Here is a 19301-nt window from a genome sequence, read left to right as displayed (position 1 = left end):
TATGAGTAACTATCTTCTCATAGGTTCAAATTCAATGACCAATCAGGGGTTTTCAAAACCTATGCTAGCAGTGGTAGCATTTTTAGCCTTGGTTGGTTGTAGTAACGGTCAAGAGACAGGGACTGAAAGCGTCGATGCAGATAAGACTGCAAAGACGGCTGAGAAAAAAGTAGATGGCGCAGACGGCATAGAGGGTAATGTCCTGCGTATCGGTACTGAGGGTGCTTATGCGCCCTTTAACTATACCAATGCAGATGGCACGCTCGGCGGTTTTGATATCGAGATTGCCAATGCCATCTGTGCTGATATGCAGGTGACTTGTGAGATTATGGCGCAAGATTGGGATGGTATTATCCCTGGTCTAAAAGCAGGTAAGTATGATGCTATCGTCGCGGCGATGTCAGTCACCCCTGAACGCTCTCAACAAGTGGCTTTTACCGATCCTTATTTTAGTAATGCGCTGGTTTTTTTAGCCAAAAAAGACAGCAGCTTTGACCCTGCAAAGGTGTCTGATATCAATGCGCATTCTATCGCCGCTCAGCGCTCAACCATTTCTTCACAGTGGCTAGAGAATGCTTATCCAAAAGCGGATATGAAGCTCTATGATACCTTAAGTAATGCGTTTTTGGACTTGGGTGCTGGCCGCGTTGATGCCATGATATCGGATAAACTGCCAGCGATTGAGTGGCTCAGCTCGGCGTCTGGTAGCGATTATGTGCTAAAAGGCGCTGAGATTGATATCAATGATAACTTTGCGATTGCGGTGCGTCCGAATGATGATGCTCTACAAGCAAAAATCAATGCTTCCTTGGCCAATATTAAGTCTAATGGTACTTATGATAAAATCAATCAAAAGTACTTTGCGGTACCAGCAAGCGCTACTGCAACATCAGCACCGACATCAACATCAGCCGATAGCGCCGCCCAATAGCGCTTCGATATATTAGTACTGTCAATGAAATTGTTTTAATAAACATAAAGACATTTACATTAAAGACGTTTACGCTAAAGACATTGCCATAACGGTGATGTCTTTTTTGCTTTTTTGCTTAAATCCTTAAGTTTTAAGTGTGATTAACGCTCGACTTTTATCAAATATTACGGATTTATTTGATATTTATGCTGATAAGCGCTTATTTAGGCAGTGCTTTTATATGTCAGTATTAACATAGCTGGCAGCGAATATGATAAAATCAGCGCTCATTTCTGCTGTGTCAATTACCGCAGCAATAATCGTCTGAATTTAGCGTCTACCTATAATGCAAATGGTCAGCGCCTATTTGATCTAAACGACGTTTATTAGCCGCGCTCAGCTATTGATGCTGATTCTTTTAACTGATATTTTGCAATTTGCTAATATAAAGAGACTGAGTGGATAATTGTGTTTGATTTACAAGGATTTGGCGCGCTATTACTAAGCGGCGCTACCGTCACTATAAAGCTTGCGCTGACCAGTCTGGTCATCGGTATGGCGTTAGGCTTGCTTGGCGCGACCGCCAAGATGTCCAATGTCTGGCTGCTGCGTAAGCTTGCGACGGTCTATACTGCCACGATGCGCGGCATCCCTGAGCTGTTATTGGTGCTGTTTATTTATTACGGCGGCTCGATATTGCTCATGAGCATCCTCAAAAAATTCGGCTATAACGACTATATCGAGATTAGCGCGTTTTGGGGCGGGGTCATGGCGTTATCAATTGCCTTTGGTGCGTATGCGACCGAAATTTTTCGCATGTCCATTCAAGAGATTCCAATAGGGCAAAGAGAAGCGGCGCAAGCGATTGGCATGCGACCTTTTCAGACTTTTTATCGTATTACCTTGCCGCAAGTCTGGCAGATTGCACTGCCAGGTCTCGGCAATTTGTTTTTGGTATTGCTTAAAGATACGGCCTTGGTGTCGGTCGTCGGTCTCAAAGATATCATGTATCAGTCCTCGCGTGCGGCGCAGTCGACACAGCAGCCGTTTACGTTTTATATGGCAGCGGCGATTATTTATTTGGGTCTGACCATGTTGATTACCGGTTTTATGATGTGGCTTGAGTGGCGCGCCAATCCAGCAGCGCGTTATGCTAAAAAGCTCAGCCGTCAAACCCACCATCAAACCACTCAAAGTCAATCGACCATAGGGTAGAGGAGAGATACTATGGATTGGAATTGGCAGGTCATTTTTGACCATATCCCTGATTTAATGAGTGGCGCGGTATTGACTGTCCAGCTCGTTGTTTTCTCGGGTATTATTGGGTTGTTTTTTGGTTTGATTTTGGCATTATTGCGCCTGTCCAAAAATTGGCTGGTGCAAGTATTACCATTTTTATATATCTTCTTTTTCCGTGGCACGCCGCTATTGGTACAGATATTTTTGATTTATTATGGGCTTGGGCAGTTCGAAGCGGTGCGTAATTCGTTCTTATGGGAGCCAGTGCTTAGCCAAGCGTATTGGTGTGCGATTATTGCCTTTACCCTTAATACCAGCGCCTATTTGGCAGAGATTATTCGCGGTGCAATCCAAAATATTCCTGTGGGTGAGCTTGAAGCCGCCGATGCCATTGGCATGTCAAAATGGCAGAAGCTGACGCGTATTACCTTACCGCGTGCTTTTGGTATTGTGATTCCTGCCTACAGTAACGAAGTTATCTTTATGCTAAAGGGTAGTGCGCTGGCATCCACCATTGCTTTGATGGATATCACGGGCGTTGCTCGTACGATTAGTGCGCGTACTTATACCTTGATGGAATTGTTCTTTGCTGCCGGTGTCGTGTATCTGCTGCTGTCGTGGGTGATTTTATTTAGCTTTAGATTGTTTGAAAAACGTATGAATCGTCACGCCAGCTATGTGCCGCCAGATGTCATTACCAATACCATTCCTTAAAAGTAGGCACGGCAAAATAAAAAAGCCATAGTGGTCATAAATTAAAAAATCGGTCGGAAGGAAATAGTATGAGCTCATCGCCCCATATGTCCATCGCCAACGCTATTATTGGTAATGTGAAAGATACTGCTGGCACCACTGATACCCATAGTGATACCAGCATTGATAATAACGAACGTCTGCGTACTTCTATCGGTAAAGTGGTCTGTGTCGGGCGCAACTATGCGGCGCATGCAGAGGAGTTGGGCAATGAAGTGCCTAGCGCGCCGATGCTATTTATGAAGCCTGCCTCTTCGGTGGTATCTCTCCATCAGGGCGTTGAGCGCCCAAACCCTGCCATCTTTGGCGAAACCCACTATGAAGCTGAGCTTTGTATTCAGCTGGCAACAGACTTATCAAAAGCCACGCTTGAAGAGGCGAAACAAGCCATCGGCGGCGTGACATTGGGGCTTGATTTGACCTTGCGTGAGCTACAAACTGAGCTGAAAGAAAAAGGTTATCCTTGGGAGCGCGCTAAGTGCTTTGATGGCGCTTGTGTGCTTGCTGACTGGCTCGATGCAAATGCCTTTGGTGACTTCAAAAACGTCCATTACCAACTAAATATTAATAACGAACTCAAGCAAGACGGCGATAGCGCCTTGATGCTATTTCCCGTTTATGAGTTATTGGTCAATATCAGTCACGCTTTTAGTTTGCAAGCAGGCGACGTTATTATGACCGGGACACCAAGCGGCGTTGGCGCTTTACATGCGGGTGATGTGTTGACTTTAAAACTAGGCGCTCATCAGTGGCAGACAGAGGTTAAATAAGCTTTTATCGCAGCTGTCACCTAGTAACTTTTAAAGGCATTAACGCTATCAAAAAATCCAAATCCCAAGTGACCGCTTGGGATTTTTTTATCACTGGTGATAGCTATTTATCATGAGCTAATCGTTAAATTACTATCAAATCGGCATTTGGTTTTCAACGTACTGTCATAAACATTCAGTAGAATTAGGCGTAATACGTATTTTGATGACGGCAGCGATAAGGCTGTAGTCCACTCTTTTATGCTCCCCAATCCTACCAGCAAGGTGACTGATAATGACACTATTAAATAATAAACAACCAATTGCTCATGAAGTCGTTGAAGATTCCAACCCGAGCAACAATATCGATTTTCAAACCATTATTAGTCGCCGTTTAAATCGACGTAGTATCCTAAAAGGGGGCACAGGATTAACGGCAGCGGCGTTTTTCGGTACGCTCCCTTTAGTCGGCTGTAGCGACGACGATGATAATACTTCTACCAAAAATAATGGCAATGATGCTGCTATCCCTGCACAAGGTGATCTCAAACGTCCCGAAGCTTTGAAGTTTACCCCAGTGGCGCATTCGACTGCAGAAACGATGAGCGTGGCAGCAGGCTATAATGCTGAGATAATACTGCCTTTGGGCACGCCGCTGATATCTGGTATTGATGACTGGAAAGACAATCGCGAGCAGTCAGCAGAGTCATTCGAATGGCGCATGGGTGACAACCATGATGGCATGTGGTTCTTTGGTAAAAAGGGCGCTGCCTATGAGGCCAAAGCGGCAGAAAATGGGCTGCTGGTCATGAATCATGAGTACGTCAATAGCAGCGAGCTGAGCCCATTTGGTTACCATGTGATCCAAGATAAAAATGCTGCGCCAATCTTTCAAAACCGTCGACTTGCAAGCGACGTACGCCGTGAGGTCAATTGTCATGGGGTAGCAGTGGTCGAGATGAAGCGCCGCGCTGATGGCATGGGCTACGAGATGGTCCCCAATTCAAAATACAATCGCCGTATCACCAGCAGTACAACCACGCAATTAGCGGGTCCTGTTGCCGGCTCTGATTTGGTTAAGACCAAGTTTGACCCAACAGGCTTTCAAACTCGCGGTATCAACAACAATTGCGGCGCAGGCTTATCGCCATGGGGCACCTATCTGACTACCGAAGAGAACTTCTTAGGGGTGTTTGCTCGTGGGCAAGATGCTAGCCAGCTGAGCGCAGGACAGAATTACGGTCGCGAGCGCTATGGCGCAACGGAGAATTTCTCTGGCTTTGAATATCTGTGGCATACCCCTGATGCCCAAGATGCCAAGATCGTAGACGAGTTTTCACGCTGGGATATGACCGCCACTAGTGCTAGCGCTACTGACGATTATCGAAATGGTTTTAATACCTTCGGTTATATCACCGAAATTGATCCTTTTGATCAAAACTCTATGCCCCAAAAGCGCACGGCACTGGGACGTTTTGCCCATGAAAACTGTGCTTATGCCCCCGTTGAACAAGGCAAACCGGTGGTGTTTTATATGGGCGATGATGCTCGCGGTGAATATATTTATAAATTCGTCTCTAAAGCCATATGGTCAAATGATGATATCGGTGGGGGATTAAAAGCTGGTGACAAGTATTTGAATGAGGGTACGCTCTATGTTGCTATCTTTAATGAAGAGGGTCGCGGTGAATGGAAAGCGTTGATTCATGGTCAAAATGGACTGGATGCTTCGAACAGCGAGCTGCCCTTTCATGGACAAGATGAAGTATTGGTCTTTGCTCGCGCGGCAGCAGATGTGGTCGGCGCCACCAAAATGGATCGACCAGAATGGGTATCGGTCAGCCCGATAACGGGTGAGGTGTATGTGACTTTGACCAATAATAAATATCGTGGTGTACGAGATGATCAGCCAGTGTCGGCGTCCAATCCGCGCAGCTATAATACGGGCGGCAAAGCGCGTGGTAATGACAACGGTCATATCATTCGCTGGGCAGAAGCAGGGGGCGATCATGCGGCAACCAGTTTTGAATGGGATATTTATTTATTTGCTGCACCGAGTGATTTAGCAGCAGAAAATTTATCGCAATTAAATGACAGTAACGATTTTTCTTCTCCCGATGGCTTATACTTCGATCCACGCGGCGTTTTATGGATTCAAACAGACGACGGCGCTTATACCGATACCAGCAGCTGTATGTTATTGGCAGCGCTACCGGGTAATGTCAGCGATGGCACCATTAAAACCACATCAGCAGGGCAACAAACCCGAGTCGGTATGCCTGCTAGTAATGACAACATCAAACGATTTTTTGTCGGTCCGGAGGGCTGTGAAGTCACAGGTATCACGATGACGCCAGACTTTAAAACCTTATTTATTAATATTCAGCATCCGGGTAATACGTGGGGCGCAGTGGATGGCGGTAGTACTCCGCGCTCAGCGACAGTTATGATTACACGCGAAGATGGGGATGTCATACTGGCAGAGTCCTTTGTCTAGTTAACCATTTGCAGTAGTAATGATGCCTCTGAACAAACATAAAAATCCTAAGCCATGGCTTTGGGATTTTTGTGTTTTAGGCGATCGCTACTAAATGGGTAAGTGCAGCCTCTGCCAGTTTAGGCACAGCAAGCCAGAAAAATTTATACCAGTTCCGCGTTACAGTATGGCGTATCTATTTTATTTGGAATCGACTATAGTTCCCTATCTTTTTGACAATAAAGATACTTGATAGTTGAATCATTCTCTTCTGTTTATGATGATTACAGGATAGTATGGAAAATCTCTTTAACTGTTTGATATGTCAACATTATGCTCAGTCAAAAACCTTTAGAAACCATTCATGATTTATTTGCGACGACTCAGCATCCCTCTGATCAGGAGCAATCCGCTATCGATACAGGATTCCAAGGCGACGTCTATGAGGAGCTGGATAAGCTTGACTATATCTATGTGGATGAGCTGACTGAAAAAAGCGTGAATCAGAGTGATGTTCAACCGTATCAACCGCTCTCATTGGTTGGTTTTTTTGAAGGGTTGGCACAGCTTGCGACTATGGGCGTGGTTGAGGTGACTGATATTGTAGAAGCCATCCATCGTGAGATTCTGCTGCGGCCTTTGGGGCGGTTTAATAAAGGCTATGTCGAGCGCTGGCAACAGGGCATTACGGGACGTATTTATGGTACGGTACGTCAGGCAATGCAGCTGGTTGGCAATAACCTAGCGTCAGGTTTGCACCTTTATAACACTGTCTTAAGGCCTAAAAAGGTCAGATTATTACCAAAGAATTTGCGGCGTATGGTCAATATCCTAAACGGGGTCATGGGCGATCATCTGCTTACCCATCAAAACCCATTAGCGGTTTCGATGGTGCTTTACGATACTGCTAATCGCGTGCAGAGCACTGTTTTGTCAGGACGCGTGATTATTCTATGCCATGGACTTTGTTTAAGTCACTTAAGCTGGAAGGTATCTGGTGAGTATAATCTGGCAAAAGCGCTCATGTATAGCTTGCCATCATCGACTGTCTTATACTTAAATTATAATACCGGTCGACGTATCTCAAGTAATGGACGTAACTTTGCTCAGGTATTGCAAGATTTGATTGAGAACAATCCAGACATTACTCAGATTGATTTGATTGGTCATAGTATGGGCGGTTTGGTGAGCCGTAGCGCGCTGTTTTATGGCAAAGAGCAAGGGTTTGATTGGGTCAAACGTGTGGGCAATCTTATCACTTTAGGCTCGCCGCATCATGGCGCAAGTTTGGAGCAGATTGGGCATTTTGTCCAAGATAAAATTGCCAAATTGCCGTTTGCGGGGTCATTGGCAAAGCTTGGCGACATGCGCAGTGCCGGTATCATTGATTTGCGTTACGGTAGTATTCGAGATGCCGACTGGCAAGCGTTAGAGGGGCGTAGCGTCCTGCCAGCAGATTTTCGTCATCCTACGCACTTGCCACTGCATGTGAATACCTATCTGGTAGCAGCAGTGATGGTTGAGACCCATTTTGAATTTAAGACCACAAGCTTACTGGGCGATGGGCTGGTGTCGGTAGAGTCGGCACTTGGTGAGCATACTGAAGAGCATACGCTGGCAGTACCAGAGGGGCACAAAGCGATTTTTTATGGGATCAATCATATGAATTTAATCTATAGCGATAGAGTACATCAGCAAATTATCGCATGGCTCTTGGATAGTAGATTGGGCGATGCACATGAGGCAAAGTATGCACTGAATCCTCGTATTTATTCTTATCCAGAAATCGATGAGGTTTAATATTAGGACGTATAAGATAAAAGATACAAAATAAAAAACCAATCAGGCAAATACTAAAAACCCCTCAAGCATCATACTTGAGGGGTTTTTTATGTCAGACTACCTAAATCAATAAGATAAAAGCCTACTCAGCAAATATCGCTGCAATATCATCATTAGTAAATTTATAAATCTCACCGCAGAATCCGCAATCCATCTCAAAAGTACCGTTTTGCTCTGCAACGATATCAAAGGCTTCTGTTTCGCCGATTTGCTCAATGGCCATTTCACATTTCTCGCGTGAACAGGTACAGCCAAACGATAGCGATACTGGCTCAGGGGCGACGACTTGCTCTTCATGATATAAGCGGTACAAAATCTCATTACTATCAAGCGTGGTCAATTCTTCCGCTTTTAGCGTGCGCGTCAATACAGACAAGCGTATCCATAGATCATCATCGATACCCGCATCTTTATTTTGCTCAACTTCATAAGTCTCTTCAGCGGTACGTGGTAGCATTTGCACCAAGATGCCCCCTGCTTGTAAACCATCAGAGGCCAAGTTGATCAGCGTTGGAATCTGTGCTGATTGCTTTTGATAATGTGCCAAGCAGTCAGCCAAATTGTCATGACTACGCTCAACAATACCTTGGTACGGCTCGCCGCCCTCCGGCTGGATATTGATAAACAAGACACCTTGACCAGTCGCACCCAATTCTGCAAACGCTTCTTTGGCGTGTAGCATATTGTCCCACGCTTGCGCCTGCTCTTCGGTATCGCCCTTCCAGCTGGCAAGGGCGCGGATAACACCGTTTTGATCACATTCAGCCATCGCCCAGTTCAGCAAGCTATCGCTATCTGATGATTGTAATTGAATCGACAAGCGACCGTTGATTTTGACAGTACCAATCAGCAAACTTGCCGCCGTCAGCATCTCACCGAGCAAGCGTTTGAGTGCTTCAGGATATGGCTTTTGAGCAATGATGGTCGCATAGCTACGCGATAGGCGCACCACATCGCCGCGTACGGGTGAATCTTCTATAAAAAAGCGTTGGCGAATATCATTATCATGTATCAGATCAGCGTTTTGCTCATCAGTAATCGGAGTTTGGTTATCTTGTGTCATAGGTCATTTATAAGATTAAGAAGTTGCTAGCTTTATGGGGATAGATGCGGATTTATCAATCGGCTTTAGCAGATTATTGCCATAAGGAATGCTGCTTATAAAAAATGAATTTTCCTATTAGCCTTAGTAAATACGTACCTATATGCATGAGGTGAGCGCTTGTTTTATCTGGGTATTATGACTTTTCACAAATTAAAAATCAAAAACAGTCAGTTGAGTAAAAAAAGTTTACCCTCATCAGTCAATTTGTTGTACAGTAACATTAAGTTGCATAGTGATAAACAACAGCAACAGCACGGATGCATAGCAATAGGGCTCATAAGCGCACATTTATAGCGTTTTTTACGGTCTCTATCGCCTTTAAATGTCATTCCAATCTTGTGGCAATGTGATAAAAGGACATATCTCATGACTTACTCTCTTCCTACCTCTATATCCAAACCATTGACGTTAGTTGCCTTTATGGCACTAGGCCTAGCAGGCTGTAACAACAATACGCAAACCAGCACTGAGTCGACGCCATCAGATGGGGCAGCCACTGAGGCGACGGCGAATGGCAATGGCAATGGCACTTTAGATAAAATCAAAGAATCTGGCACCATCGTCGTCGGTCACCGCGACTCGTCTATTCCGTTCTCATACATTGCTGATGACCCAAATCAGCCGATTGGCTATGCCCATGATTTAGAGATGAAAGTGGTAGACGCGGTCAAAGAAAAACTCAATATGCCGGATCTAAAAATCCGCTATAACTTGATTACTTCACAAACGCGTATCCCGTTGGTGCAAAACGGTACCGTGGATTTTGAATGTGGTTCAACGACTAACAATGAAGAACGTCAAAAACAAGTCGCTTTCTCAAACGGCTTTTTTGAAATCGGCACCCGTCTATTGACCAAAAAAGATTCAGGTATCCAAGGCTTTGATGATTTAAAGGGTAAAACCTTGGTTACGACTGCAGGTACCACCTCAGAGCGTTATATTCGTGAATATAACGATGATAAAAAGATGGATATCAATGTTATCTCAGCAAAAGACCACGGCGAAGCTTTCCTTATGTTAGAAAATGGTCGCGCTGATGCGTTTATGATGGATGATGTATTGCTTGCTGGCGAAAAAGCCAAAGCAAAAAATCCGGATGAATGGGTGATTGTAGGTGAGCCACAATCGTTTGAGATTTATGGTTGTATGATGCGTAAAGACGATCCAGAGTTTAAAGCCGTCGTCGATGAAGCACTAGCCAATGTCTTTAAATCAGGTGAGATCAACAGTATTTATGACAAATGGTTTATGAATCCTATTCCACCAAAAAACGTCAACCTAAAGTTTGAGATGTCAGATAACTTAAAAGCCTTGATTGCGAGTCCACATGATAGCGATCAGCCAAAAGTTGCCACGGCACAATAACGCTCCTTGTCCCTCAACATAGCATGCTCATGCGTTCAGAGTGTTTGTCAATGTCTTGATAGCAGTCTGAAGCGTGAGCTTTTTCACCGTTGCTCGGAGAGACAATTATGAATTATAGCTGGAACTGGGGTGTGCTCTTTGAGCAAACCGGTATCGGTAGCGAGCTGTATATCCATTGGATGATTACCGGTCTCGGCTGGTTGTTATTGATTGGTAGTATCGCTTGGGCGATCGCCATGGTGGTTGGTACTATTCTTGGCATTATGCGTACTTTGCCCAATAAAGGCGCGCGTGCTATTGGTACCGCTTATGTGACTTTTTTTCGCAATATCCCCTTATTGGTACAACTTTTTTTCTGGTTTTATATCGCCCCCGGTTGGCTAACCCCGTCCATACAAGAGTGGTGGTATAAAGACTTGTCTCCCAATACCTCAGCCATGCTCTCAGCCAGTATCGGTCTAGGTTTATTTACCGCCGCTCGTATTGTTGAACAGGTACGGACCGGTATCGAATCCTTACCAAAAGGGCAAATCAACGCCGCCTACGCGCTCGGCTTTAGCATTCCGCAAGCTTATAAAGAGGTGCTATTACCGCAAGCGTTTCGGATTATCTTACCGCCGCTAAGCTCAGAGCTCACCAACTGCTTTAAAAACGCTTCGGTGGCATCTTTGGTTGGGGTGATGGAGCTGATCAGTCAGACCAAAACCATCAGTGAATATACCCAAAACAGTATTGAGATTTATACCTATGCGACCATTATTTATCTGGTATTCAATCTGTCGTTGATTGCCATTATGGGATTGATTGAACGTAAATTGCGTGTGCCTGGGCTAATTGCAGGGAGTCAAAAATGAATATGACCGAACTTGCAACTGCCTATCCCGGTTTGATGGGTGGCATGCTGACGACGTTAAAAGTATTATTTTTAGCAATTTTAGGCGGTCTCAGCTTGGGGACTGTCTTAGCGTTGATGCGTTTATCTGGTATCAAGGTACTTGAGATACCTGCAAAGCTATATGTCAATTATTTCCGTTCTGTGCCACTACTGCTCGTGCTGCTATGGTTTTATTTTGCCGTACCGATGATTTATTTTTGGGTCGCTGGTAAGTACCTGCAACTCGATACAGCATTTACCTCGTGTGTGGTCGCCTTTATGATGTTTGAAGCGGCGTACTTTTCAGAGGTGGTACGTGCTGGTATCCAATCTATCGGCAGTGGTCAGGTTAATGCTGCTAAGGCGCTTGGCATGACCTATGGGCAGACCATGCGCTTGATTATTTTGCCGCAGGCCTTTCGCAAGATGTTACCGCTGATTTTGCAGCAATGTATTATTTTATTCCAAGATACGACCCTGGTTTTTGCCATTGGTTTGACAGACTTTTTCCGCGCCGCTTATGTACGCGGTGAGCTGATGGGCTTACTGACGCCCTATATTTTAGGAGCCGGTGCTATTTACTTTATCATCAGTTTGAGCGCTTCTCTTGGCGTGCAGCAACTGCAAAAAAGATTGAGATTTTGATACTTTTTGCCAAAACAGTATCGGATCTATCTAATAAAAGCTTTATTTAATAATGATGAAAATAATGTGGTTAGGAGCCAGCGATGAATGAGCCAGTGGTAAATAATGCGGATACGTATATCAATCAATTTGGCGGACTGGTCACCGATAATGGTCATGCAAGCGATGAAATCGTCATCAAGATGAGTGATGTCAGTAAATGGTATGGCGACTTTCAGGTATTGACTGACTGTAGCGCCCATGTACATAAAGGCGACGTGGTCGTCGTTTGTGGTCCATCAGGCAGTGGTAAATCGACCTTGATAAAAACGGTCAATGGGCTTGAGCCGTTTCAAAAAGGTGAGATTATGGTCAGCGGCATATCTGTCGGCGCGCCAAAAACCAATTTGCCAAAACTGCGTAGTAGTGTCGGCATGGTATTCCAGCACTTTGAGCTGTTCCCGCATCTGACGATTATTGACAATTTGACCGTCGCCCAAATCAAAGTATTGGGACGTAAAGAAGCGGAGGCCAAGCAAAAAGCCATGGCCTATCTAGACCGTGTCGGGCTAACGGCGCAAGCAGCAAAGTATCCAGCTGAGCTCTCCGGTGGGCAACAGCAGCGCGTCGCGATTGCTCGTGCGTTAGCGATGGATCCGGTAGCGATGCTTTTTGATGAGCCAACTTCAGCACTTGATCCTGAGATGATTCAAGAGGTGCTTGATGTGATGGTTGAACTGACTCGTGAGGGCATGACCATGATGTGTGTGACTCATGAGATGGGCTTTGCCAGTCAGGTTGCCAATCGAATCATCTTTATGGATGAAGGTCATATCGTTGAAAACTGTAGCAAGGATGAGTTTTTTGAAAGCGCAAGAAGTGACCGTGCGCAAATGTTCTTATCGAAGATTCTCAATCATTAAGGCAGTCGGTGTAAGCTGATTGATCGAGAGCGTCTATTCATTATTTATAGGCGCTTTTTTTATGGTGAGTAACCATGTAAACGATTCTATAGATACTGATGTAAACGCCTATGTGACTGAATACGTGAGTGAATACCTGTTTACTGATACAATGGCAGTCAGTTTTATAAACTGCTACTTTTATAAACAGCCATTATCATAAAAAATATAATCTCTCATCTATCATGGAGTCAGTATGAGCTCAGAAACTATGCTTTCATCGACAACAGCAGAATCTAAAGGTATCGTTATCATTGGTGCAGGTTTGGCCGGCTGGCACGTTATTGATGCCATTCGTGCCAAAGACAAAGAGGTGGCGATTACCTTAATTACTACAGACAGCGGCGACCGCTATCATAAGCCCATGCTCACTATGGCAATCAGTCAAAACAAGCAAGCCTCAGATTTGGTACGCGCGACTGGCGCTGCTGCGGCTGAGGCGGCACAAGTGACCTTAATTGCCAATACGCAGGTGACAGACATCGACGCTGCTGCGCAAACGGTACAGCTTATCTCAGCGCTGCGCTCAGATCCTGTCTATACCAATTACGCAACCATCAGCTATGATAAGCTGGTGTTAGCTATGGGCGCTCACCCGATCTTTCCACCAAGCTTACCAGAAGATTTGGTCTGGCATGTCAATCATATTGAGCGTTTTGGGCAGCTACAAGAAAAGCTGGCAGCGGGCAGTCAGCATGTAGCGATTGTTGGCGCGGGTATGGTTGGGACAGAGATTGCTGAGGACTTGCTAAAGGCGGGTCATGAGGTGACCTTGATTGATTTAAATGATGCGCCGCTATCACAAATGCTACCGCCAAAAGCGACTGCGCGTATTGCAGCGGCAGTCAAATCTCAAGGTATTAACTTTTTAGGTGGTTATCTGGTGACGGATGTTGTTCGTATCAGTGAGGGTAATGAAGAGGAAAGCACTATTGGTAAGTTGCAAGTCAGCTATGAGCCATTTGCTTCTAACGCACAACCTACAGAATCTAAACAATCTGGTGTACTCATCGTTGACCATGTGATTGCCAGTACGGGTTTGACCGTTGACAGTACATTGCCAAGTGCCGCTGGGGTCGATTTCAATCGCCGTACTGGTATTGAGGTCGATGCGCCAACGCTGCGTACTACTACCGATAATATCTATGCGATTGGCGATTGTATGTCTATCAATGGCGTCGCCTGCCGCTATGTAGCACCGCTGCGTGCGCAGGCAGCGACGATTGCTGATGACGTTTTGGGATTAGAGCATAGCGGTTATGAGCATAAACCGCCGATGATTCGCCTAAAGAATAAAGCGATTTCGGTGATGGTAACGGGCGTGACGCAAGCTGCTGGTAATTGGCAAGTAGCCACTGAAACGGATGATGAGCTTGTTATGAATTTGCTCGATGATAGTGGTGAGGTCAGCGCAACCGTGACTATTAAAGCGCCGCCGATGGCATCCGCGTAATGATTGGCAAGTTGCCTGTAGCTTAGCTTTTAGCTTATTAAACATACCTCATGTTTTAAGTTAAAGGCTCTCTATAATCTAATGCCAACTAAAAACCAGTCATCTATACATACGTGGCTGGTTTTTTTGTGTCAAATAACTGCCATATATTTATGCTATCTTTAATAAAGCATCACAATGATATTCAATTAAATGATACAGAGCGTATTACTATTATTGACAGCGTTCGATTTAAGGCGGTATAGTAGCTAACGCTAGTCGAGACCTGTTCAAGGAAGCATGAATAGGTGACAGGCGACTTATTAGCATTATAAAAAGTAAAACGAAAGGACTCGTTATGACTCAAAATATCTATTTTGATAGCATTTTAAATAATATTCCCTCTATCAATATGGGCGCGCGCTCAGCAAATGCGCCATTGACTCAAAGCTATGATAAAGGTCCTGAGGTACCGCTGATTGAAGCGACCATCGGCGATTTCTTTGATGCCATCGTCTCTAAATATCCTGAACGCGAAGCACTGGTTGTCTGCCATCAAAATATCCGTTGGACTTACCGAGAGCTACAACAGCAAGTCAATCAGTTAGCGAGTAGTATGATTGAGATGGGGCTTGAGATTGGTGATCGCATCGGCATCTGGTCGCACAACAATGCCGAATGGCTACTGATGCAATTGGCAACGGCCAAGGTTGGTATAATTTTAGTCAATATCAACCCAGCTTATCGTGTCTTTGAGCTGCAATATGCACTCAATAAACTGGGCTGCTCGGCACTGGTACTCATGCGCCATTTTAAAAGCAGTGATTACGCCGGTTTGATCCGTGAGATGTGTCCTGAGATTTACCATAAAAACTATACTCAATTGGATTTGGTCGAGATTCCGACGATTGAGCGTATTATTTGGATTGATGAGCCAGACTCCGATGAAGAGTTTAACTTTATGCAGAAGTTCTCTGCATGGATGGCGGAAGGTGATGCCAATGATCCACGCGTAGCCGAGCGTCAAGCACAGCTCAAAAACACTGACTCTATCAACGTACAATTCACCAGTGGGACAACCGGTACACCAAAAGGCGCGACCTTAAGCCATCGCAATATTCTCAATAACGGCTATTTTATCGGTGAAGCGATGAATTTCACCGAAGAGGACAGACTGTGTATTCCAGTGCCTTTATATCACTGTTTTGGTATGGTGCTTGGTAATTTAGCCATTCTCACGCATGGCGGTTGTATCGTTTATCCAAATGACGGTTTTGAACCTTTATCGGTCTTAAAAGCCGTAGAAGATGAAAAATGTACCGGCCTGCATGGCGTACCGACGATGTTTATCGCCGAGCTTGACCATCCTGAATTTAAAAACTTTGATTTATCCACTTTGCGTACCGGTATTATGGCAGGCTCTAGCTGTCCGATTGAGGTCATGCGCCGCGTCATCGATGAGATGCACATGAAGGAGGTTACCATTGCTTATGGCATGACCGAAACCAGTCCGGTATCTTGTCAGACCAATGAGCATACGCCGCTTGATAAGCAGGTCTCGACCGTTGGTTTGGTACAACCTGCGCTTGAAGTCAAAGTGATTGATACCGAAACCGGCGAGATTGTACCCTTAGGTGAGACAGGCGAGCTGCTGACGCGTGGTTATTCGGTGATGAAAGGCTATTGGGGCAGCCGATTTAAGACCCGTGAAGCCATTCAAGATGGCTGGATGCATACCGGTGATTTGGCGACCATGGATGAAGATGGCTATGTCAAAATCGTCGGTCGTAGTAAGGATATGGTCATCCGCGGCGGTGAAAATATTTATCCGGTCGAAATTGAAAACTACCTTTACCGTCATCCTAAAATCCGTGATGTACAAATTGTCGGCGTTCCTGATGAAAAGTATGGTGAGGTATTGGCGGCTTGGATTATTCCCAAGGAAGAAGGCAGCTTAACGGAAGAGGAGGTACGCCAATTCTGTAGTGAGCATATTGCCCATTATAAAGTGCCAGCCTATTATCGTTTTGTGACCGAATACCCAATGACTATTACCGGTAAAATTCAAAAATATAAAATTATCGAGCAAATGAGAGAAGAATTAGGCTTATAAAAGATGGAGCCGTTTCATTTCTTGTTTTACTAATCATTTGTATTAGCAAAAACTAAAATAACCAGTCGTTAAAATAATTCGCATAACAAGCTACTCGCATTTACGCATTAAAGAAAAGGGATATCATGAGCGCTATCATAACCAGTAAACTGAGTCCAAATGCCGCTGAATTTCAGCAGAACAGTGCTGCCATGCAAGAGGTCGTTGATGATTTATATCAGCACCTGCGCAAAGTTGCCCAAGGTGGCTCAGAGCGTGCACGCGCCAAGCATTTGGCACGTGGCAAGTTATTACCTCGCGAGCGTGTCGAGCGTTTGCTTGATGTTGGTACGCCATTTTTAGAAGTGGCTCCGATGGCGGCGCACGATATGTATGGCGAAGATATTCCAGCGGCGGGCGTGATTGCTGGTATCGGTCGCATTAACGGCACTGAGTGTATGATTGTCTGTAATGATGCCACGGTAAAAGGCGGCACTTATTATCCAATGACGGTCAAAAAACATTTGCGTGCCCAAGAAATCGCGCAAGAAAACAATTTACCTTGTGTCTACTTGGTTGATTCTGGCGGTGCCAACTTACCCAATCAAGATGAAGTGTTCCCTGATAAAGAGCATTTCGGGCGTATATTTTTTAATCAGGCCAATATGAGTGCCGCTGGCATTCCGCAGATTGCGGTGGTGATGGGTAGCTGTACTGCTGGCGGCGCATATGTGCCAGCGATGAGCGATGAGTCTATTATTGTCAAAGAACAAGGGACTATCTTTTTGGGTGGTCCGCCACTGGTCAAAGCTGCTACAGGTGAAGAGGTTACTGCCGAGGACTTGGGCGGCGGCGATGTGCATACGCGTCTGTCAGGCGTGGTTGATCATTTGGCGCAAAACGATACTCATGCGTTATCAATAGCGCGTAATATCGTCAGTCACTTAAATCGTCCGGCTAAGCAAATTCCGAATCAAATCAAACCGCTGCCACCGCGCTATGATGCCAAAGAGTTATATGGCGTTATTCCAACCGATAAGCGCAAGCCATTTGATATCAGAGAGATTATTACCCGTATCGTTGATGATAGTGCCTTTGATGAATTTAAAGCACGTTTCGGCACGACGCTGGTTTGTGGTTTTGCTCATATTGAAGGCATGCCCGTTGGTATTATTGCCAATAATGGCATCTTATTTAGTGAATCGGCGCAAAAAGGCACGCACTTTATTGAGCTGTGCTGTAAACGCAAAATCCCATTAATATTCCTGCAAAACATTACTGGCTTTATGGTTGGTCGTAAATACGAAAACGAAGGTATTGCCCGTCATGGTGCCAAAATGGTGATGGCAGTGGCGAATGCTAAAGTGCCTAAATTTACCGTCATCGTCGGTGGCTCATTCGGTGCGGGTAACTACGGTATGTGTGGACGTGCTTATAGTCCACGTTTTTTATGGATGTGGCCAAATGCGCGTATCTCTGTGATGGGCGGTGAGCAAGCAGCGTCGGTACTCGCAACCGTCAAGCGTGATAACTTTGACCGTAAAGGTGAGGCGTGGAGTGATGAAGATGAAGCGGCATTTAAAGCGCCGATTCGTGAAATGTACGAAGAGCAAGGTCATCCTTATTATGCCACCGCACGTCTATGGGATGACGGCGTGATTGACCCTGCTGATACGCGTAACGTGTTGGCATTAGCGCTTAGCGCCGCTCATAACGCGCCGATTGAAGAAACGACTTTCGGTGTCTTTAGAATGTAGCAGTGAACGGTATATTGCAAATCATTTCGCGCTCATAAATACATAAAATATAGAGAAAGTCATGCAACAAAATTTGAATAATTATAAAAGTCTATTGGTTGACGTTGAGCAGCACGTTGCAACGGTAACCTTGAATCACCCTGAGATACGTAATGCCTTTAACGATGAAATGATTAGCGAGCTAACCAATGCGTTTAAGACGCTTGGCGCTGATGATCAAGTACGCGTTATCGTTTTAGCAGCAGCTGGTAAAGCATTCTGTGCAGGTGCCGATTTGAATTGGATGCGCGCCATGGCGGATTATAGCTATGAAGAAAATCTAGCGGATGCGGACAAATTGGCGCAAATGCTCAAGACTATTTATGAGTGTTCAAAACCAACGATAGCGGCTATCCAAGGTGACGTCTATGCAGGTGGCATGGGCTTGGTTGCGGTTTGTGATGTAGCAATCGCGGTGAGAATTGCCAATTTCTGTCTTAGCGAAGTACGTTTGGGCTTAGCACCAGCAACCATTAGCCCTTATGTGATACGCGCATTAGGCGCTAGAGCCTCGCAGCGTTACTTCTTAAGTGCAGAAGTATTTGATAGTAAAAAAGCCCGTCAGCTTGGTTTCATCCATGAGCGCGTTAGTGAAGAGTCGCTTGATGACACAGTTGCAGAATTTTGTGCCAAAGTGGTTAAAAACAGCCCGGAAGCAGTCAAAACCTGCAAACGCTTATTGCATGAAGTCGCGGGTGCACCTATTAACGATGAGCTGATTGCTAATACGGTCAAAGGCATCGCTGATATCCGCTCATCAGAGCAGGGTAAAGAGGGCGTGCAAGCTTTTTTACAAAAGCGCAAACCTGATTGGCTAATTTAGGGTCACAAACTTAGAATAAGCTGTTTAAGCATCAGACGTTATTCAAAAAAGGTGAGAATATAATGTTAGGAAAATGCTTGTGTGGTGATATCGAGTTTTCTGTTGACATACAGACCAAGCCTTTTAAGATTTATCAGTGCCATTGTTCGTTGTGTAAAAAACAGTCAAGTTCAAGTGCCAATTCGGCGACCGTTATCGAAGCGCGCCATTTTAAATGGATAAAAAGTGACAATATAAAAAGTTGGCAAAAAGAGAC

General features: G+C 45.0%; 16 protein-coding genes. 15 read left to right on the top strand and 1 reads right to left on the bottom strand.

Features of this window, described 5'->3' with window-relative positions; translation table 11 throughout:
* Position 1: 1 nt before the first annotated feature.
* The 6 genes from ABYU67_RS02295 (at position 2) to ABYU67_RS02270 (ending at position 7930) form a co-directional block, all read left to right on the top strand.
* Complete coding sequence (locus ABYU67_RS02295) at positions 2-931, top strand: ABC transporter substrate-binding protein (protein WP_372843404.1); 930 nt, start codon at positions 2-4, stop codon at positions 929-931.
* A gap of 450 nt (positions 932-1381) precedes the next feature.
* The gene (locus tag ABYU67_RS02290; protein WP_296190763.1) at positions 1382-2128 is read left to right on the top strand and encodes an ABC transporter permease; all 747 of its coding nucleotides are present in this window, start codon (positions 1382-1384) and stop codon (positions 2126-2128) included.
* A 12-nt stretch (positions 2129-2140) separates the two neighbouring features.
* A complete protein-coding gene (locus ABYU67_RS02285) occupies positions 2141-2866 on the top strand; it encodes an ABC transporter permease (protein WP_372843403.1) in 726 nt (241 codons plus the stop codon).
* A 179-nt stretch (positions 2867-3045) separates the two neighbouring features.
* Complete coding sequence (locus tag ABYU67_RS02280; RefSeq protein ID WP_372843473.1) at positions 3046-3675, top strand: fumarylacetoacetate hydrolase family protein; 630 nt, start codon at positions 3046-3048, stop codon at positions 3673-3675.
* 274 nt (positions 3676-3949) lie between these two features.
* Entirely contained in the window at positions 3950-6151 is a 2202-nt protein-coding gene (locus ABYU67_RS02275; RefSeq protein WP_372843402.1) for a PhoX family phosphatase, read from the top strand.
* A gap of 312 nt (positions 6152-6463) precedes the next feature.
* Positions 6464-7930: an esterase/lipase family protein gene (locus tag ABYU67_RS02270; protein WP_372843401.1), complete on the top strand. Its 1467-nt coding sequence runs from the start codon at positions 6464-6466 to the stop codon at positions 7928-7930.
* Positions 7931-8054: 124 nt separating this feature from the next.
* Here the strand turns inward: ABYU67_RS02270 and ABYU67_RS02265 are convergent, their stop codons facing one another.
* Positions 8055-9035 carry an Hsp33 family molecular chaperone HslO gene (locus ABYU67_RS02265; protein WP_372843400.1) on the bottom strand — a complete coding sequence of 327 codons (981 nt, stop codon included), beginning with the start codon at positions 9033-9035 and terminating at the stop codon, positions 8055-8057.
* A gap of 408 nt (positions 9036-9443) precedes the next feature.
* Between ABYU67_RS02265 and ABYU67_RS02260 the strand changes: the two genes are divergently transcribed.
* The 9 genes from ABYU67_RS02260 to ABYU67_RS02220 form a co-directional block, all read left to right on the top strand.
* The gene (locus ABYU67_RS02260; RefSeq protein WP_372843399.1) at positions 9444-10442 is read left to right on the top strand and encodes a glutamate/aspartate ABC transporter substrate-binding protein; all 999 of its coding nucleotides are present in this window, start codon (positions 9444-9446) and stop codon (positions 10440-10442) included.
* Between the two features lie 107 nt (positions 10443-10549).
* A complete protein-coding gene (locus ABYU67_RS02255; protein WP_372843398.1) occupies positions 10550-11296 on the top strand; it encodes an amino acid ABC transporter permease in 747 nt (248 codons plus the stop codon).
* A complete protein-coding gene (locus tag ABYU67_RS02250) occupies positions 11293-11961 on the top strand; it encodes an ABC transporter permease subunit (RefSeq protein WP_372843397.1) in 669 nt (222 codons plus the stop codon). Before ABYU67_RS02255 ends, ABYU67_RS02250 begins: the two co-directional genes overlap by 4 nt.
* Before the next feature lie 182 nt (positions 11962-12143).
* On the top strand, positions 12144-12863 hold the full coding sequence (locus tag ABYU67_RS02245; protein ID WP_372843472.1) for an amino acid ABC transporter ATP-binding protein: 720 nt from the start codon (positions 12144-12146) through the stop codon (positions 12861-12863).
* A 235-nt stretch (positions 12864-13098) separates the two neighbouring features.
* The gene (locus tag ABYU67_RS02240) at positions 13099-14355 is read left to right on the top strand and encodes an FAD-dependent oxidoreductase (protein ID WP_372843396.1); all 1257 of its coding nucleotides are present in this window, start codon (positions 13099-13101) and stop codon (positions 14353-14355) included.
* A gap of 337 nt (positions 14356-14692) precedes the next feature.
* Positions 14693-16447: an AMP-binding protein gene (locus ABYU67_RS02235; RefSeq protein ID WP_372843395.1), complete on the top strand. Its 1755-nt coding sequence runs from the start codon at positions 14693-14695 to the stop codon at positions 16445-16447.
* 125 nt (positions 16448-16572) lie between these two features.
* Entirely contained in the window at positions 16573-18183 is a 1611-nt protein-coding gene (locus ABYU67_RS02230; RefSeq protein ID WP_372843394.1) for a carboxyl transferase domain-containing protein, read from the top strand.
* 61 nt (positions 18184-18244) lie between these two features.
* On the top strand, positions 18245-19045 hold the full coding sequence (locus ABYU67_RS02225) for an enoyl-CoA hydratase/isomerase family protein (protein ID WP_372843393.1): 801 nt from the start codon (positions 18245-18247) through the stop codon (positions 19043-19045).
* A gap of 62 nt (positions 19046-19107) precedes the next feature.
* Positions 19108-19301 (top strand): GFA family protein (locus tag ABYU67_RS02220; RefSeq protein WP_372843392.1); only part of this gene is annotated, 194 nt, incomplete at its 3' end.

It is taken from the genome of Psychrobacter sp. (assembly GCF_041554015.1).
GTDB lineage: Bacteria > Pseudomonadota > Gammaproteobacteria > Pseudomonadales > Moraxellaceae > Psychrobacter.
The sequence above is the reverse complement of the archived record's forward strand: the minus strand, read 5'-3'. Positions and strand labels throughout refer to the sequence as shown.

What these genes read in the sequence shown, in the direction of transcription:
- ABYU67_RS02295 (WP_372843404.1), top strand. Translation starts at nt 2, where the DNA reads ATGAGTAACTATCTTCTCATAGGTTCAAATTCAATGACCAATCAGGGG.
- ABYU67_RS02285 (WP_372843403.1), top strand. Translation starts at nt 2,141, where the DNA reads ATGGATTGGAATTGGCAGGTCATTTTTGACCATATCCCTGATTTAATG.
- ABYU67_RS02275 (WP_372843402.1), top strand. Translation starts at nt 3,950, where the DNA reads ATGACACTATTAAATAATAAACAACCAATTGCTCATGAAGTCGTTGAA.
- ABYU67_RS02270 (WP_372843401.1), top strand. Translation starts at nt 6,464, where the DNA reads ATGCTCAGTCAAAAACCTTTAGAAACCATTCATGATTTATTTGCGACG.
- ABYU67_RS02265 (WP_372843400.1), bottom strand. Translation starts at nt 9,035, where the DNA reads ATGACACAAGATAACCAAACTCCGATTACTGATGAGCAAAACGCTGAT.
- ABYU67_RS02260 (WP_372843399.1), top strand. Translation starts at nt 9,444, where the DNA reads ATGACTTACTCTCTTCCTACCTCTATATCCAAACCATTGACGTTAGTT.
- ABYU67_RS02255 (WP_372843398.1), top strand. Translation starts at nt 10,550, where the DNA reads ATGAATTATAGCTGGAACTGGGGTGTGCTCTTTGAGCAAACCGGTATC.
- ABYU67_RS02250 (WP_372843397.1), top strand. Translation starts at nt 11,293, where the DNA reads ATGAATATGACCGAACTTGCAACTGCCTATCCCGGTTTGATGGGTGGC.
- ABYU67_RS02245 (WP_372843472.1), top strand. Translation starts at nt 12,144, where the DNA reads ATGAGTGATGTCAGTAAATGGTATGGCGACTTTCAGGTATTGACTGAC.
- ABYU67_RS02240 (WP_372843396.1), top strand. Translation starts at nt 13,099, where the DNA reads ATGAGCTCAGAAACTATGCTTTCATCGACAACAGCAGAATCTAAAGGT.
- ABYU67_RS02235 (WP_372843395.1), top strand. Translation starts at nt 14,693, where the DNA reads ATGACTCAAAATATCTATTTTGATAGCATTTTAAATAATATTCCCTCT.
- ABYU67_RS02230 (WP_372843394.1), top strand. Translation starts at nt 16,573, where the DNA reads ATGAGCGCTATCATAACCAGTAAACTGAGTCCAAATGCCGCTGAATTT.
- ABYU67_RS02225 (WP_372843393.1), top strand. Translation starts at nt 18,245, where the DNA reads ATGCAACAAAATTTGAATAATTATAAAAGTCTATTGGTTGACGTTGAG.